The organism is Bacillus sp. FSL R7-0672 (genome assembly GCF_038601465.1).
GTDB lineage: Bacteria > Bacillota > Bacilli > Bacillales > Bacillaceae > Bacillus > Bacillus pumilus.
The window spans coordinates 495,857-512,665 of the sequence record NZ_CP152010.1; the positions used below are offsets into that span (position 1 = coordinate 495,857).

15 protein-coding genes and 1 riboswitch are annotated in these 16,809 nt (G+C 41.2%); of the genes, 10 read left to right on the forward strand and 5 right to left on the reverse strand.

Annotated features, from left to right (window positions below; genetic code table 11):
- The 7 genes from MKY18_RS02370 to MKY18_RS02400 all read left to right on the forward strand — a co-directional run bounded on the left by MKY18_RS02370 (position 1) and on the right by MKY18_RS02400 (position 9,320).
- Positions 1-2,088, forward strand: coding sequence for a cellulose biosynthesis cyclic di-GMP-binding regulatory protein BcsB (locus tag MKY18_RS02370; RefSeq protein WP_342488050.1), 2,088 nt, complete (start codon positions 1-3; stop codon positions 2,086-2,088).
- Positions 2,089-2,157: 69 nt separating this feature from the next.
- A riboswitch (cyclic di-AMP (ydaO/yuaA leader) is annotated at positions 2,158-2,305 on the forward strand.
- Positions 2,306-2,417: 112 nt separating this feature from the next.
- The gene (locus MKY18_RS02375; RefSeq protein WP_065098830.1) at positions 2,418-4,244 is read left to right on the forward strand and encodes an APC family permease; all 1,827 of its coding nucleotides are present in this window, start codon (positions 2,418-2,420) and stop codon (positions 4,242-4,244) included.
- Positions 4,245-4,314: 70 nt separating this feature from the next.
- On the forward strand, positions 4,315-6,036 hold the full coding sequence (locus MKY18_RS02380) for a pyruvate oxidase (RefSeq protein WP_113768594.1): 1,722 nt from the start codon (positions 4,315-4,317) through the stop codon (positions 6,034-6,036).
- A 195-nt stretch (positions 6,037-6,231) separates the two neighbouring features.
- Positions 6,232-7,830, forward strand: a complete 1,599-nt coding sequence (locus MKY18_RS02385; RefSeq protein ID WP_342497820.1) for a T7SS effector LXG polymorphic toxin — start codon at positions 6,232-6,234, stop codon at positions 7,828-7,830.
- Between the two features lie 14 nt (positions 7,831-7,844).
- Positions 7,845-8,354, forward strand: a complete 510-nt coding sequence (locus MKY18_RS02390; RefSeq protein ID WP_111913338.1) for a hypothetical protein — start codon at positions 7,845-7,847, stop codon at positions 8,352-8,354.
- A gap of 215 nt (positions 8,355-8,569) precedes the next feature.
- Positions 8,570-9,016: a hypothetical protein gene (locus MKY18_RS02395; RefSeq protein WP_113768709.1), complete on the forward strand. Its 447-nt coding sequence runs from the start codon at positions 8,570-8,572 to the stop codon at positions 9,014-9,016.
- Positions 9,017-9,095: 79 nt separating this feature from the next.
- Complete coding sequence (locus MKY18_RS02400) at positions 9,096-9,320, forward strand: hypothetical protein (RefSeq protein WP_065097559.1); 225 nt, start codon at positions 9,096-9,098, stop codon at positions 9,318-9,320.
- Positions 9,321-9,360: 40 nt separating this feature from the next.
- Here MKY18_RS02400 and MKY18_RS02405 read toward each other — a convergent pair whose 3' ends face one another.
- The 4 genes from MKY18_RS02405 to MKY18_RS02420 form a co-directional block, all read right to left on the reverse strand.
- Positions 9,361-9,624, reverse strand: a complete 264-nt coding sequence (locus MKY18_RS02405; RefSeq protein ID WP_012008971.1) for a hypothetical protein — start codon at positions 9,622-9,624, stop codon at positions 9,361-9,363.
- A gap of 98 nt (positions 9,625-9,722) precedes the next feature.
- Positions 9,723-10,292 carry a GNAT family protein gene (locus MKY18_RS02410; RefSeq protein ID WP_113768710.1) on the reverse strand — a complete coding sequence of 190 codons (570 nt, stop codon included), beginning with the start codon at positions 10,290-10,292 and terminating at the stop codon, positions 9,723-9,725.
- A gap of 70 nt (positions 10,293-10,362) precedes the next feature.
- Complete coding sequence (locus tag MKY18_RS02415; protein ID WP_065097557.1) at positions 10,363-11,640, reverse strand: Nramp family divalent metal transporter; 1,278 nt, start codon at positions 11,638-11,640, stop codon at positions 10,363-10,365.
- Positions 11,641-11,862: 222 nt separating this feature from the next.
- Entirely contained in the window at positions 11,863-12,123 is a 261-nt protein-coding gene (locus MKY18_RS02420) for a GlsB/YeaQ/YmgE family stress response membrane protein (RefSeq protein ID WP_003214275.1), read from the reverse strand.
- A 157-nt stretch (positions 12,124-12,280) separates the two neighbouring features.
- On the opposite strand from MKY18_RS02420, the gene MKY18_RS02425 reads away from it, so the two are divergent.
- A complete protein-coding gene (locus MKY18_RS02425; RefSeq protein ID WP_342497707.1) occupies positions 12,281-13,111 on the forward strand; it encodes an EcsC family protein in 831 nt (276 codons plus the stop codon).
- A gap of 203 nt (positions 13,112-13,314) precedes the next feature.
- On the opposite strand, the gene MKY18_RS02430 is transcribed toward MKY18_RS02425, so the two are convergent.
- Entirely contained in the window at positions 13,315-14,412 is a 1,098-nt protein-coding gene (locus MKY18_RS02430; RefSeq protein ID WP_044140552.1) for a DctP family TRAP transporter solute-binding subunit, read from the reverse strand.
- Between the two features lie 83 nt (positions 14,413-14,495).
- On the opposite strand from MKY18_RS02430, the gene MKY18_RS02435 reads away from it, so the two are divergent.
- Together MKY18_RS02435 and MKY18_RS02440 are read left to right on the forward strand one after the other, a co-directional pair.
- Positions 14,496-16,100: a sensor histidine kinase gene (locus MKY18_RS02435; protein ID WP_165840241.1), complete on the forward strand. Its 1,605-nt coding sequence runs from the start codon at positions 14,496-14,498 to the stop codon at positions 16,098-16,100.
- Positions 16,097-16,780: a response regulator gene (locus tag MKY18_RS02440; RefSeq protein ID WP_111913348.1), complete on the forward strand. Its 684-nt coding sequence runs from the start codon at positions 16,097-16,099 to the stop codon at positions 16,778-16,780. The genes MKY18_RS02435 and MKY18_RS02440 overlap by 4 nt, the downstream gene beginning before the upstream one ends.
- The last annotated feature ends 29 nt before the right edge of the window (positions 16,781-16,809 follow it).

Sequence of the window (16,809 nt, forward strand, 5' to 3'; positions counted from 1 at the left end):
TTGAAATCGGTCAAATGGATGTTTTTAATATTAGCGCTATCCCTTGCCATTCAGCCTTTTTTCATGGCAAGTCAAGCAATGGCGCAATCCAATCGAGTACAAGTGAAAGACGATTGGGTTCACTCATCAAAAGGAAATCAAACAGAAACGCAGCATTTATCAGAAGATGTGGTGACCTTGTATGGTCAAGAAGACCGCATTGATCTTTCCTATCAAATGGAGAAAGAAAAAGTAGAGTCTAGCACTCTTACATTAAATATAGAGGCTTCACCATTACTAATATCGCCATCGTCTTTCACAGTGATGATCGATGGAGAGATTGAAAAGACGATCCCTGTATCAGGAAAAAACTCAAAAAAATCGATTCAAATCAAATTGAACAAAGCGCAATTGAAAAAAGGATCTCATCAAATTCAGCTCGCATTTTATGGTGTGTTAAAAGAAGGTGTGTGTATCAACCAAGAGACGCCTGCCAATTGGCTGAAAGTATATCCTGAAAGTGAGCTGGCGTTCAAAGGAGTTCAAACGAAAGACGTGACGTTAGACAGCTTCCCTTCGCCATTTATTCCATCAGGTGATCAGGAAGAACAAACAGATATTGTGATTCCAAATAAACCAGAAGCGGCTGAATTAGAAGCGGCTATGAAAGTATATCGTACGTTGAAAAACAAAGACCGTCTAGCAGACCTCAAACTCGTTCAAGAAAAGGACGTCGAGCAAATTGCGCACCCAACTATTGCTGTTGGAGCAAAAGGAAGCTGGAATGGACGAATGAAATCGCTCGAGCAAGCGGCTGGAATTAAAACAGAAGGTGATCAACTTACGTTAGCGGTGAGAACCCTGACAGCAAAGAAAAAAGAACAGCCCATTTTATTTGTCACTGCGAAGCAGCCAAAGACAATTGCTGAAAAAATCAATGTCTTGACTCAGCCAGAACTGACAGGTCAGCTCACTGGAACCGACTTGCTGTTGCAAAAGGTGACAGCTAATGATTCTAAGCCATCTCATCATATTCGTTTAATAGATTTTGGCGCAGATGATGTCAAAGTTGGAACCAAAAAGACAGCATCTGATCATTACTATTATCCGAAAGCATTAATGGCTCAACAAAAATCAGGTGCAAAACTAAATCTATCATTTAAAAAATCAGATCCAGCGAACAAAGCAGAGCGTCTAACAGTGATGATCAATAACGAACCGCACGACGTACCGTTAACAAAACTAGGAAACAAAGATGAGAATGGGTTCTACCATGTGTCGATTCCAGTAGATTCACAAGTGCTTCAAAAGAACGAATATGTGGACTTACAGTTTGTCACAACAGGTTTTAAAAACATGGAATCTTGTAGACATACAGATGAAGAAGGCTGGATTTACATTGATAAGAACAGCTCTCTTCAAATACCAGAAGGAACAACTAATGATACACCGGACTTAGCCGCATGGCCGCTTCCTTACACTTCAGAAACGGAGCAAGGAAACACATTGATCATTATGCCAGATCAAATCAATCAAGCCTCAATCAATCAAATGGCTATGCTGACCGAATCATTTAGTCAACCGGAAGCTGCTCACTATCATTTGATCAAAGCATCGAATGTGACAGATGAACAATTGAAAAAGAACTCTCTCATTTTCATCGGGGGTATCCAGACATTCTCTCTTTTAAAAGAAAAAGCAGACGATCTCATCGTTCCAGCGAAAAAGGGTCAATATGATGTATCCTCATTTGGCATGATCAACGAGACAACAGCTCGTATTGTATGGACGCAGCCATCTGTATGGAATAAAGACCAAGCCCTGACCGTTTTTTCAGGAATGACGGCAGCTGACGCTGATATATCAAATGAAGTGATACGTTTCCTTCAAACAAATACGGAGACCGCAACAGTTGCAATAGAAAGTAAAAACAAAGATGTATTCTCTAATCACCAAACAGTCAGCAATGCAAAAAATGATCTTAAAAAAGGTGAAAAGCAAGGCGTCGGTGATTCTTGGATTTACTTTGCTTGTATCGCTGTACTGATCATTTTTGTCGTTGTGATGATTGTTTATTTCGTACGAAAAAACCGCAAAAAGACTGATTAATAAACGGTCAAAAGACCTCGAAAAAATCTCTTTACTTTGGTGTCAAACGGGAGTATGATCTCTTTTATAAAAGACCAATCGCTGAATCATTTCGATGAGCGGGGGAACCAATTTTGGTGGTATAAAACACCATGTGGGGTGAATCCTTTTAAGGTAGGGCAAAGTCTCATGCGCCCGAATCCGTCAGCTAACCTCGTAAGCGTTAAAGAGAGCAAAGACCAACCTGTGATCTAAACAATAGGCACAGGGGCATTCTATTGCCTCTGTGTCTTTTTGGCGATCCATCTTTTGCAACTTAAATCGTTTGACACTAAAGGAGCGGGCATCACATGTACAGTTTGATGAAGCGTATTTTAATTGGTAAACCATTAAAATCACAGGCAGCAGGAGAACAAAAACTATCAAAAATCAAAGCGTTGGCATTATTGTCATCAGACGCATTGTCATCAGTTGCATATGGTACAGAACAAATCTTAATTGTTCTTTCTGTCGTTAGTGCAGCAGCATTTTGGTACTCACTCCCGATTGCAGGTTGTGTATTAATTCTTTTAATGGCGTTAATTCTGTCTTACCGCCAGATCATTTATGCTTATCCAGAAGGCGGCGGGGCATATGTCGTCTCTAGCAGAAACCTAGGTGAAAAACCGGGATTGATCGCTGGTGGATCATTGCTTGTAGACTATATTTTGACTGTAGCAGTGAGCATTTCAGCGGGGACCGATGCCGTCACATCGGCTTTTCCAACACTATATCCATATCATGTCTTGATCTCAATTGCATTGGTCATCGTGATTATGGTGCTCAACCTCCGTGGATTAACAGAATCGGCATCTATTCTGGCTTATCCTGTATACTTGTTTGTATTTTCACTCCTGATATTAATTGGAGTAGGCGGTTTCAAATTATTAACAGGCGGCGTACCGCCAGCACCTGAACATACAGCGGTAGGCACACACGTACAAGGCATTACATTATTTTTGTTATTAAAAGCTTTTTCATCTGGCTGTTCTGCTCTGACTGGAGTAGAAGCCATTTCAAATACGATTCCATCCTTTAAAAAACCAGCTGCACAAAACGCAGCGAGAACATTGTTGATGATGGGTGGATTGCTAGCTGTTTTATTTGTGGGAGTCACATTGCTTGCATTTGGTTTCGGCATCTCGCCAAAGCCAGAAGAAACGGTTGTATCACAAATTGCATCAGACACTTTTGGACGTACGTTTTTCTATTACGTGATTCAGGCAGTCACAGCGCTAATCCTAATATTAGCGGCAAATACCGGCTTTTCAGCCTTTCCGTTATTGGCTGTCAATTTAGCAAAGGATAAATATATGCCGCGTATGTTTACGGTAAGAGGAGACCGGCTTGGTTACTCTAATGGCATTATCTTTTTAGGCGTAGCTTCTATGCTGCTCATCTGGTTGTTTGATGGGAAGACAGAACACCTCATCCCGCTATATGCTGTCGGTGTGTTCATTCCATTTACCCTGTCGCAGACCGGCATGTGTGTGAAGTGGATTCGTGAAAAACCGCAGGGCTGGAAAACGAAAATGCCAATCAATATCGTCGGAGCACTGATTTCTTTTACAGTTTTTATGATTCTCATTTTGACCAAGTTCCATCTCGTATGGCCAATATTTGTTTTCCTGCCTATTGTTTTATTTATCTTTCATTCCATTAAAAAGCATTATTTGTCTGTTGGAGAACAACTGCGTTTATTGAATGAAACAGAGCCTGTTGAGATTAAAGGAAATGTGGTCATCGTACCGATAGCAGGAGTCACACGTGTTGTCGAACAATCTGTTCAATATGCAAAGTCTTTGTCAGATCAAGTCATAGCGGTTCATGTATCCTTTGATAAAGAAAAGGATAAGAAAATTGAAGAAGATTGGGAAAAACTTAATAGCGGTGTACGACTTGTGATGCTTCATTCGTCCTATCGAAGCCTCATACACCCGCTTGATAAATTTCTTGAAACCGTTGAAGCAAAAGCAAATGCGCATCAATATAAAGTGATGGTGCTTGTGCCTCAATTTATCCCGAAAAAAAGATGGCACACCATTTTGCACAATCAATCTGCCTTTTTATTAAGATTCCGCCTATTATGGAAGCGGGATATTGTGGTGGCGACTCTGCCTTATCATTTTAAAAAGTAGCAGAAGCAAGTTGAAACGTTTGATCAAAAGGATGCGGTGGTATGGAGTAAGAAAAAAGGAGTTTTCTCACATGCCGCAAAGAACCGCAGGAAAAGAAGTAACAGCGCTACTGGAAGAGTGGGGCGTGAAACATATTTATGGAATGCCCGGCGACAGCATAAACGAATTGATTGAAGAACTTAGGCATGAATCAAGCCAAATAAAATTTATCCAAACGAGACATGAAGAAGTGGCAGCACTTTCAGCGGCGGCTGATGCCAAACTAACGGGTAAACTGGGTGTCTGCTTATCAATCGCTGGGCCGGGTGCTGTCCACTTATTAAATGGACTGTATGATGCAAAAGCAGATGGTGCACCAGTTTTAGCAATTGCAGGCCAGGTTGCTTCGGCTGAAGTAGGCAGAGACGCATTCCAAGAAATCAAATTGGAGCGGATGTTTGACGATGTCGCTGTCTTTAATCAGCAGGTACAGACAGCAGAGGCACTGCCTGACTTATTGAATCAAGCCATTAAAGCAGCTTATACCCATAAAGGTGTGGCAGTTCTCACCGTATCGGATGACTTGTTTTCTCAAAAAATAAAGCGTAAACCCGTCTATACATCTCCTCTTTATGTGGAGGGAGAAGTACGGCCAAAGAAAGATCAACTGCTAAAGGCAGCTCAGCTGATTAACAATGCGAAGAAGCCAGTCATCTTAGCAGGTAAAGGATTAAGACATGCAAAAGAAGAGCTTCTTTCATTTGCAGAAAAGGCAGCTGCTCCTATCGTCATCACGCTCCCCGCAAAAGGGGTTGTGCCAGACAGGCACCCATATTTTCTAGGTAATCTAGGTCAAATTGGAACGAAGCCAGCATATGAAGCGATGGAAGAATGTGATCTCTTAATTATGCTTGGCACCTCCTTTCCATATAGAGACTACTTACCAGAGGACACGCCAGCCATTCAACTAGATATTAAACCAGATCAAATCGGTAAAAGGTATCCGGTAGATGTGGGAATTGTGAGCGACAGCAAGAGTGGTTTGCATGAACTGACTTCGTATATTGAATATAAAGAGCAGCGTGGCTTTCTTGAAGCTTGTACAGAGCATATGATGAAGTGGCGAGAAGAAATGGATAAAGAAAAATCTGTTGCTACTTCACCGATTAAACCACAGCAAGTCATTGCTAGACTAGAAGAAGCAGTCGAGGACGACGCCATTCTTTCAGTTGATGTTGGTAATGTGACGGTATGGATGGCGCGTCATTTTGAAATGAAACAGCAGGATTTCATTATCTCCAGCTGGCTTGCCACAATGGGTTGCGGTTTACCTGGTGCGATTTCAGCTAAATTGAATGAACCGAACCGACAAGCCATTGCCGTCTGTGGTGATGGAGGCTTCACAATGGTCATGCAAGACTTTGTGACAGCTGTAAAATATAAGCTGCCGATCGTTGTCGTTATCTTAAACAACAACAATTTAGGAATGATTGAATATGAACAACAGGTAAAAGGAAACATGAATTATGGTATAGAGCTGGAGGATATTGATTTTGCTAAGTTTGCAGAAGCATGTGGTGGAAAAGGAATCTCCGTGTCATCACATGAAGAATTAGCTCCAGCCTTTGATACAGCCCTTCAATCCGATAAACCAGTCATTATTGATGTCGCTGTAGACAATGAACCTCCGTTACCTGGGAAAATCACTTACACCCAAGCAGCAGGCTTCAGTAAATATTTATTGAAAAAATTCTTTGAAAAAGGTGAGCTGGATATCCCTCCACTCAAGAAAAGCCTCAAACGCTTTTTCTAAACACAAAGTAGTCGGTCTTCTGAAAAGAAGGCTGACTTTTTTTTGTGATGATTAGGGAAATCATTTCAATTGTCACTTGCCTTCGTCTCTATTAAAATATTTGGAAATTATTTTTGTAACTTAAAGCCTATTTTTCCAATTCACTGAGAAAGGTAAAATAGACTTTATGATCAATAATGGAGGGAGTGACTTCTTCTGGGTAAGATACTTGATGCAAAAGAACTAACAAGTGCCATGGATGCAAGGGCAAAACACTACCAGGAACTCCGCGAACAATTGGTAGATTTAAAAAAAGCATTACAAGGTGTTTCTAATCTTGGTGATGATTTCACTGGAAAAGGTGCCGATAACATTAAAAGCTTTTATAAAGAACTGGCTGGAAATGTAGATATGTTTATCAGCTTCATTGATAAGCAAAAAGCCTTTCATGAAGGTGTTTCTGGGACACTAGATGATACAAACTTTGGCGGCGACACCTTTGTAGAAGAACACTTTTTAGACAACGCTGTACATATGGGCGTCAAAAATGCCAAAAGCATTGTGAAGGATCAAAAAAAGGCGCTTAAAACGATTTTTCAAGACATCGACGACCTCATTTCTCTAGAGGTATTTGATAGTCAAACTTTTGATGAAAAAATTGCAGATACGGAAGACGAGCGAAAAAAGACAGTGAAAGACCTAAGAGAGCTTGATCAAAATTTAAAAGATGAATATGCTTTGTCAGAAATGGAGCAGCAAGCTACAATGGCATTGTATACGGAAATGATGAATGCCACATATGATGGAAAAGCGATTTCTCCGATGAATTTTGACAAGAAAGCGTATCAAAATAGCGAAATCTACAAGGCAAAAAGCGATATTGAGAAGCAAACTTCCGAATATCTCAACATTAAAAAAGAACAACAGGAAGCCCGCGAGATTGCAAAGGAACAAGAAGCACTCGCCAACCGTCCTTGGTATGAAAAAGCACTTGATTATGGCGGGAATATCGTGAATGAACTGACTGGCGTGAACGATGCAAAACGCGCCGCAACAGGCGTTGACCCGATCACAGGCGAAGAACTTACCGCAGGACAGCGCGTCGCCGCAGGCGGCATGGCAGCCGCAGGATATATTCCAATCGTCGGCTGGGCAGGACGCATTTTCAAAGGCGGAAAAGCCGTCTATAAAACGACCCAAGCCACCTCAGCCGCAGTCAGGGCAGTCGACATCTACAAGACATCGCAAAAATCTTTTGACGCCTTAAAAACATCTCAAAAAGGTTTATATGGTCTCACTGCTACAAACGGCTTCAGCGAAGCGATTACGGGGCGAGATATGTTTGGAAATAAGATCTCGAAAGAACAACAGGAAGCGAGTATGAACGCGGCGCTGGGAATGCTTTTGCCGTTTGGGGCGAAGGGGTTTCATGGGAAAATGGGGGTTAAAGGTGGTACTGTTAAGAATGTAGCCAATGGTACAGTGTGGAAGGATATAAAAGTTACTCAACCACTTTATGAAGGTACTAAAATCCCAAAATCTTTTGAATTAGCAACAGTTGATGGAAAGTTCTGGGTGCACCCTAACGGAACAAAACATATGGTTGAGTATATAACTAGAGATGCAACTACACATGGTATGCCGATAAATAGTCAAACTTTATTGTCGAGTTTCCAAAGCTCTGTTAACAATGCTGCTAAGCAAGGAATTAAATATGAAGAAATTATGAAGGTAGGTAATTGGGAATTAATATTTAGTAAACCTCGCGGAGACGGATTACTACCAGTAATAAAGCATGCTGTGTATATGCCTTAAAAGGAGAAATGATGATGTTAAAAGTAATAGAATATAAAGACAGTCAACCTATAAACATTGAGTATGATCTTTATACACCGATTAATATAGAATTTGGTAGTTGGAATATATCAAAAGAGTCAACGATATATTGGAGAACTGGAGATTTCAAAAAATCTTTAATTGAAATAGGTTTAGGGAAATATACAGGTAATATTCGTTCAATTACACTAACGTTAAGTGAAAATGTACACAAAATGGACAGTTTGAAATTAGATATGGAAGAATTAAATATGGTTAAAGGTGTACCGAGTTTTCAGATAGAAGAATCTAATGATAATACCTATATAGACGAAAAAGGTAAATTAAACGTGTATATTGGGAGGGATAAGGTATTCATTTCATTCTCAGAAAATGATGCAGTATCTATTTTGCAAAATGATACAGTAGGATTTGCTTTGGATAAAGAAAAAGTAGTATGTGGTATTTTCATAAGTGGTATGTTAGAACATGAAAAGAAAACATTAGAAGATGCATTGAACTAGAGTATTATGAAATAAAAACCTTGATGGCTAAATGTCTTTTAAGGTTTCTTGTCTTGATCGGAGTTTAGAAAATTATTTGATACTGATGAATATGGTGAAGGAATTTTTAATTATCAAGAAAGAGCTAGAAGCCAATTCACCAAATGAAAACGGATTATATAATTATTTGCAACTGTTTTTTGTTTTTCAAACTTAGAAACGGAAAGGGTTTTTAAATATTGAATGATATATTGACAAAGAAGTTAGTTGTAGAAAGTGGTGTTGAGTTTGAAAAATCTCTAGAGTATGGGGGGCCCTATGAACTAGCGATTGTAGAATATACTCAAGGAGGGAAAGAAAAACTATTTACGGGACTAGCCTATGATATGTACGAAAACGGACATCTTGAAAATTACTTCTATGTAGAGAAAGGTATTAAACAGGGAAAGTATGTGGAATTTTATCCAAATGGCAGTGTGAAAAAAATAGGATATATGAGGAAGAACACTACAGAGGGATATCAGGTGGAGTTTTTTGAGAATGGAAATAAAAAGTATGAATGTGAATGTATTGCTGGCCGAGAGATGACTTACATAAAATATGATAAAGAGGGTAATGTGAAAGAGTTTAAGGAAGAACCTAATGAATCAGATTTAATATATGCTGAAAAATTCAATGACTGATCAATGGTCAAATGAATTATCAGTTAAAAAAGCTTAAAATGAATAGAAATCATTACAAATTGAAAAAGGAGAAAAACCCATGCTACTGATCCTCACACAAAACCAACAAACTATCATTCATGTCCAAGAAGTCTCAGTAAGCGGCAAAAAAATTGAAGGGATGATCTTGGGGAGTACTTCTTGGGCAAAGATGCTCGGCAAGTATGACTCAAATGATCGCGCAGCCGAGATCCTTCAAGACATGATGAAGACGATTGAAGAACATCCAAATGCCACAATGACATACCGAATGCCGCTTCAATAAAAAAGAAACCACCTTTCCATCGCGAAAAGGTGGTTTTTGTTTAGGATGGTGTTTTTCCAAAGGCTAAGAATAAGGGGATGCCTGTGCCAACAAGGGTGGTGGCAAATAGGAACATACCGCAAATAAATAGAAAATGGCTGGCTGAAAAGACGAGTGCCAAAATGAGAAAAACGATGCTGAGTCCTATCATGCTATAGGATGGGACAAAGCGGCGTTTGTAGGTGGCTTTCTTTGTTAGAAATGAGAAGAAAATACCAAATACTAAAGGGACAATCCATAAGTAAAATAAAATAATAAGAGACATACATCATACCTCGATTTTTCCTTCTATTTTATCAGATGCCGATCACAACGGATACTACAAAGCTTCACTTTGTAAAATAATTCATGCAATCGACACAATTAAGTGGGCTGATTCATCGAATGCGTTTTTTGTTTCATATATTCAGGCTGTAAAAGGGCGTACACACAATGATCGGTGAAGCGATTGCCCAGCCATTCACATTGTCTTAAAATTCCCTCAAGCGAAAAGGATAATCGCTCTGGGATGCGTCTGCTTTTCTGGTTATCGACAGCAGCCCTAATCTCAATACGGTGCAGCCCGCACTCTTCAAATAAATAGTGAATGACCGCTTGGCATGCTTTTGTCATGATGCCTTTTCCTTGATAGCCTTCTCCGAGCCAATAGCCGATTGAAACGGTTCTATTGATCCAATGAATTTGATGGGTGCCAATAATGCCGACGAGCTCTCCATGTGACCAGATGCCCGCTTGAAAACCGTTGTTCTGCATCGCTTGCTCCATGGCGCCTTGGATAAACGCCATACTGTCTTCCTCTGTCTGCGTTGAATCCACCCAAAGCATCCATTCACGTAAATGCTCTCTCGACCGCTGGATGAGCAAATACAGACTTCTTGCGTCTCTTGGCTCAAGCAGCCGCATGGATATCTCTTGATCCTGATAAACAAACATGTACCCACATCCTCTCAGGGGAATTCTACCATAACCAAATGGAAAGAAAAAGACAGCTCAACACTGTCTTTTACATAAACGTATCTACAATTAAGAAGAGATTAAGTGCTACAACAAGAGCTGCTATCACCCAAGATATTCCTGTCACCCAGCGGGCATTCGTTAATTCACCCATAATTCGTTTTTTACTTGTAAATAAAATGAGCGGAATTAAAGCAAAAGCAATCCCAAACGATAAGACGACCTGACTCATCACAAGCGCAGAGGTCGGATTCACTCCAGATGCAATAATCGCAATAGGAGGAATGATGGTAATCAGCCGGCGAACATACAGCGGGATCCGGTATTGAATAAAGCCCCGCATAATGATATCGCCTGACAATGTACCGACAGAAGAGCTGGATAGTCCGGCTACAAGCAGACCTACACCAAATAAGATGGCTGATACAGGCCCTGCGAGTGTACCAAAATGCTGAAACGCAACATCCAAATCTTCAACAAAGAGGCCATTTTTATAAAATAAAGCGGCTGCCACAATCAACATGCTGGCATTGATGGCCCCGGCGACGATCATCGCAATGAGGATATCTAAAAACTCAAAGCGAAAAATCTGCTTTTTCTCCTTTTCCGTTCTGCCGACGACTCTTCTTTGGGTTAAAGCTGAATGTAAGTAGATTGCGTGAGGCATTACAGTAGCACCTAAAATTCCAGCTGCAAGCAGCACGCTGTCTGCGCCATCAAATTTTGGAATGAACAGTCCGCCAGCGACACTTGCGATATCTGGTTTGGCGACAAAGGTTTGTACAGCGAAAGCGATCACGACAACGAACAACATGCCTGTAATACCTGCTTCTAATGCTCGATACCCTCGTCTTTGCAGCTCCAATATCGCAAATGAACCGATAGCCGCGATAATGGATGCTTCAAGCAGCGGGATTCGAAAGAGCAAGTATAAACCAAGTGCCGCCCCGATAAACTCAGCTAAATCCGTGGCAATAATGACGAGCTCTCCCTGAATCCATAAACCAATCGAAACGGGCTTTGGAAACTCTTCACGTGCGATTTCAGGTAAGTTTTTGCCTGTCGCAATTCCAAGCTTTGCGGATAAAGACTGGATGAGCAAAGCCATGAGATTTGATATGAGAATGACCCATAAAAGGAGATATCCATATTTGGAGCCAGCTGCAATGTTGGTGGCGAAATTTCCTGGATCAATATAAGCAATGGCTGCGATAAAAGCAGGACCGAGAAAAGGAAGGAGTCTTCTAAATCCCTTGACTTTTCCTTCAAGTGCACGCTCAGCTGCCTCTGACATGTGTGCCTGTGCCTCGATGTATTTGTTTGTCATATGTCATCACCTAGATTCTACAAAGTTTTGCTTGGGCACAAAATGTTTCCTTGATGCAATTTTTAATCATCATATGCCCATCTTCATGAAAAGTCAACTATCTGAACTAATAGGTTTGTTTATCATATGTAAGTGAAAAAAATAGATACCTTGTCAATCCAACACATAAAAACACCGCCTTTATAGACGGTGTCCCTACTGCTTCCTCTGTTATTTGTTTTTTTAAGATACCCTTGATCCCACACTACGGAAGATCAGGCTTAAGATGATGACAAAGATCGCTGCACCTAAGATTGCTGGAATGATCGCAAAGCCTGCCAAACTAGGACCCCACGTTCCAAGTAATCCATGACCAATCCAAGCACCTGCAAGTCCTGCAATCATTGAACCGATCCATCCTCCTGGTACACTACCTCCAGCGAGTGCACTGCCAATAAGGCCGATGACAATCGCCACAACTAATGAAATTAGAAATCCTAACATGTTGATCACTCCTCTTTTTGTTTGTGTATTAAGCAATAACCGTTTTGAAAAAGTTTCAAACCTTTCGAAACCGATTCAATGTTCTATACGTATGATGGAAAAGGATTGTGTATAATAACAAACAAATACTTCAGCAGCATCTAAGGAGGAAAAAGGCATGGAGGAAAGAGAGTGGCTAAAAGCACAATTAAAGCAGATTGAACAGTGGGAGAAAGATCAGCAAAAGGTATGGTTTTGGGAGAAACTCAGCCGCCTGCCATTTCAAATGCTGGACAAGCTGACGCCTGCCTTTATCCAAAAAAAAATCGGTGTGCTGCTAGATGAAATGGGGCATTACATTCAATCAGGCGGTACCTATTTGACATCAGAAAAAGGCATCATCCATCAATTTCAAAAGAAATGTGCCGACGAATCGATTCAGCGTATAGAAGATATAGAAAAAGCTCCAATTGAAATCATGGATGCCATTAGTGAACATATGGGGAAAAATAGGACGAATCTCGCCACGGTACAAGGGGCGACAACGGGTGTCGGTGGTATGTTTACACTGGCTGCAGATATTCCTGCGGTACTTGGTCTCTCCCTTAAAACATTACAGGATATTGCCGTCACCTATGGCTATGATCCTAAAAACAAAGAAGAGCGGGTCTTCATCATAAAATGCTTGCAGCTGACCTCTGCTGATGTGGTTGGGAAGAAATCGATATTAAAAGAACTCAGGAGCTATCATGCTTCCGAAGGGAAACACGAAAACATGTTCTCACAAATCCAAGGATGGCGTGAGGTAGTCTATAATTACCGAGATTCATTTGGCTGGAAGAAACTATTTCAGCTTGTTCCCGTAGCAGGGATTTTATTTGGCGCAGTTTCCAACCGCTCACAACTAAAAAGTATTGCCGAAACAGGCATGATGCAATACCGAAAGCGAAGAATTGTCTCAAGACTAGAAGAGCTCACGCAGCAAGAACAGAGTGAATCTGGTGCATAAAACAGCGTGTAGACAAACCCTCGCATTCGTTGTCAGTCCTGCGCGCTGGTGCTCACGAATGTCAAATTCGCTCCGCAAAAGTAGCCGTCCTTCCTAGGGCTGCAAAGGTTTTCTATCACGCTGAAAAGAAGACAAAGGGCTAAAATCAAGATCATTTTAGCCCTTTGTCAACAATCTGAAATCCCCTTACTCAAAGGGATTTTTTATTTGGTCTTATCCTCTTCTTGAAAAGCATGGATTGGAGAATGTTCATAACGCGCACGCAGCTCACGAATCTGTTTGATTAGGGTGGAACCAATGGTTTTTTCGGCTTCCTCATACAAAGGATCGAGGGCTTTCATCCATTTTTGTCTTTCTGCTGGCGTCAATTCATGAATGGCAATTGGCGATTCCCGTTTAATGTCCTCCAGTTGATCTTTGTTCATCTGTTCTGCATGTTTTTCATTCCAAGCTGTTGTTTCTTCCATAGCTTCAAGTAAAATTCGTTTCGTTTCAGGTGTCTGGCGATCAAAGAAGGATTGATCTGTTAAGACCACATAGCCCAAATACCCGTGATTACTAATCGTCATATAGTCTTGTATATGATAGAATTTTTTTGAATAAATATTTGAAATGGTATTTTCTTCACCATCTACTTTTTTTGTTTCTAATAGCTGAAACGTCGAATTAAACGATTCCTGATAGGGCTTTGCGCCAAGGAGTTTGAATTGTTTTTCAATCATGTCGCTTTGCATAATGCGGAGAGATTGGTTTTTTAAATCACTAGGCTGTTTGATCGGACCTTTATTAGAGGTGATTTGCTTAAAGCCATTTGTCCAATACGCCATTCCCTTTAGCCCGTCTTTTTGCAGGGTGCCAAATAATCTTTGTCCAATTGCACCGTGCAAGCCTTCTTGAACCGCATCATAATTAGAAAAAGCAAAGGGAAGGTCAAGTGCCAGCCACTCAGAGGATAGCATGCCGAGCTTCGAGGTAGATGGTGCGATAAATTGAACTTGATTCTCTTTGAGTGCATTAATTTCTTCTATATCAGAATAAAGACTTCCGTTGGAGAAAATTTGAATGGTGATCTTCCCATCGGATTTTTCGTGCACAAGCTCAGCAAATTTCTTTGCGGCAAGTCCTTTTGGTGTATTATCTGCCACGACATGGCTAAATTTGAACACAAGCTGATCCTTCAGCCCTGTCTGTTCATCGTCAAAGGTCGTCGCTGCTTTTGGCATCATATGATAAAAACCAAAGTATAAAGCGGTTACAAAACCGATCAAGAGCAATAGTGTATAGGCGAGTAAATTCTTCATGCGTCCGATCCCCCTTATGTCAAGCATACTTGACCGAGGAAGAATTCGTAAAGATACAGGTGAAAAAAATGATGAGAAATCGATTGAAAATACAACAATTATCTATTAGATGGAAGCTCACCATCCTCACATATTTCGTTGTCATTTTCGCCCTTTTAATCGGAGGAATTGTCCTTGTTGGGGGAATCCAGCAAACAGAGGAACGAGAGCTTCGAAAAAGGCTCATGAACACGGCGAGAACAGTTGCCGAGATGAATGAGGTAAAGCAGGCGTTAGCTGATCAAACAAAGGAACGTGACCGATTACAGCATGCCATCGAAGAGATTCGGATTATTCAAGACGCTGACTACATTGTCGTCATGGATATGGATCATTTGAGATTAACACATCCAGTGAAAGCAAGGATTGGCCAGCGTTCGGAGGGGACAGATGAAGAGCCTGCTTTTGCCGAGCATATTTATTTCTCAGAAGCAGAGGGAGAGCTTGGGACCGCCATCAGAGCCTTTTATCCAGTGAAGGATGATCAATTTAATCAAACAGGGGTCGTCCTTGTAGGGAGAACACTGCCAAGTATGATCGATATATTAGGAGAAATGAAGCGGGATATCCTCATGATCCTTTTGCTAACGCTCAGCTTTGGGCTTGTAGGTTCATTTTTGCTTGCTCGTCATATTAAACAGCAAATGTTTAAGCTGGAGCCGCATGAGATTGTCAGAATGCTAGAGGAGCGCACCGCAACCTTTCACTCTATTAATGAAGGGGTCATCGCCATTGATAATCAGCACATGATCACCATTTTTAATGAAAAGGCGAAGCAAATCTTTGGCGTGATAGGGGATGTCGTAGGCCGGAATATTTGGGATGTGCTGTCTGACACAAGACTTCCAGAGATCATTGATCGCGCAGAACCCGTCTATAATGAAGAAATTCATATGAGCGGAAAGCGGATTATGAGCAGCCGGATTCCGATTGTCATGAAAAAGAAAATTATTGGAGCGGTCGCCATTTTTCAGGACCGGACAGAAGCGGCAAAATTGGCAGAGGAGCTAACCGGTGTTAAGAACTTTGTAGACGGTCTGCGGGTGCAAAATCATGAGCATATGAATAAGCTTCATACGATTGCCGGGCTGATTCAGCTTGGTAAACCCGATCAGGCACTCGATCTAGCCTTTCAAACGACGGAAGAGCAAGAACATGTGATGGACTTTCTTCACCGCGTCATTCAGCATGATGCCGTTGCGGGATTATTGATGAGTAAAATCAGAAGGGGCAAGGAGCTAGGCATAAAGGTCGAAGTAGATGAACATAGCTGTCTACGTGATTTCCCTGAGCGTCTAGATCAACATGATATGACGAAGCTGCTTGGCAACCTGATCGAGAATGCCTTTGCCTCCTATGATACTGTAGAAAGAGACACAAAACGCATTTCTATTAGTATTGATCAAACCGAGGATATCCTCGCGATTTTAATTGAAGACAACGGCTCCGGGATTGAAGAGGAAATGATTCCTTATATTTTCGATAAAGGCTTCACACACGGCAAAGAAGGCGGAACAGGCTATGGCCTGTATATTGTAAAAACGATTATCGACAAAGGGATGGGAAATGTAGAAGTTACATCAAGCATCGGCATTGGTACCACCTTCTCAATCGAATTCCCAATGATCATAGAGGAGAGAGACAGATGACTCAGATTAAGGTGCTATTAATTGAAGATGATCCGATGGTGCAAGAAGTGAATAAAGAGTTCATTAAGAGTGTTCCTGGCTTTCAAGTGGCGGCAGTCGCAGGTAATGGGGAGCAGGGCATCCAGCTCATCAAAGAAATTCATCCAGACCTTGTTGTCCTCGATGTATATATGCCAAAAAAAGATGGCGTGAAGACGCTTCAAGACATTAGAAAGCAAAAGATACAGGTGGATGTGATCGTTATTTCTGCGGCAAAGGACAAAGAGACCATTGGCATCATGCTTCAAAATGGCGCACGAGATTATATCATCAAGCCGTTTAAATTCGAACGTATGAAAGAATCACTTGAAAGCTATAAAGCGTTTAAATCTAAAATTCGTACAGCAGCAGAATTTTCTCAAGAGATGCTGGATGATATCATACGAAAGCCTGCTGTTAAGCTGAAGGATACTTGGCTCCCTAAGGGGCTGAATGTGCATACGATGAATGAAATTAAAGCCTATATGGGCTTGCAGGAAGGCCCGCAGTCTGCAGAAGAAGTTGCCAATGCACTCGGCATTGCCCGTGTCACGGCACGCCGGTATTTAGACTTCTTAGTGAAAGAAGGCGAGCTGAAATTAGATATGCAATATGGCGGGGTAGGCCGGCCTGTCAATAAATATATCGTACATTCTGACTAAGAGACCAAAAAGACCAAAATGTACGATAT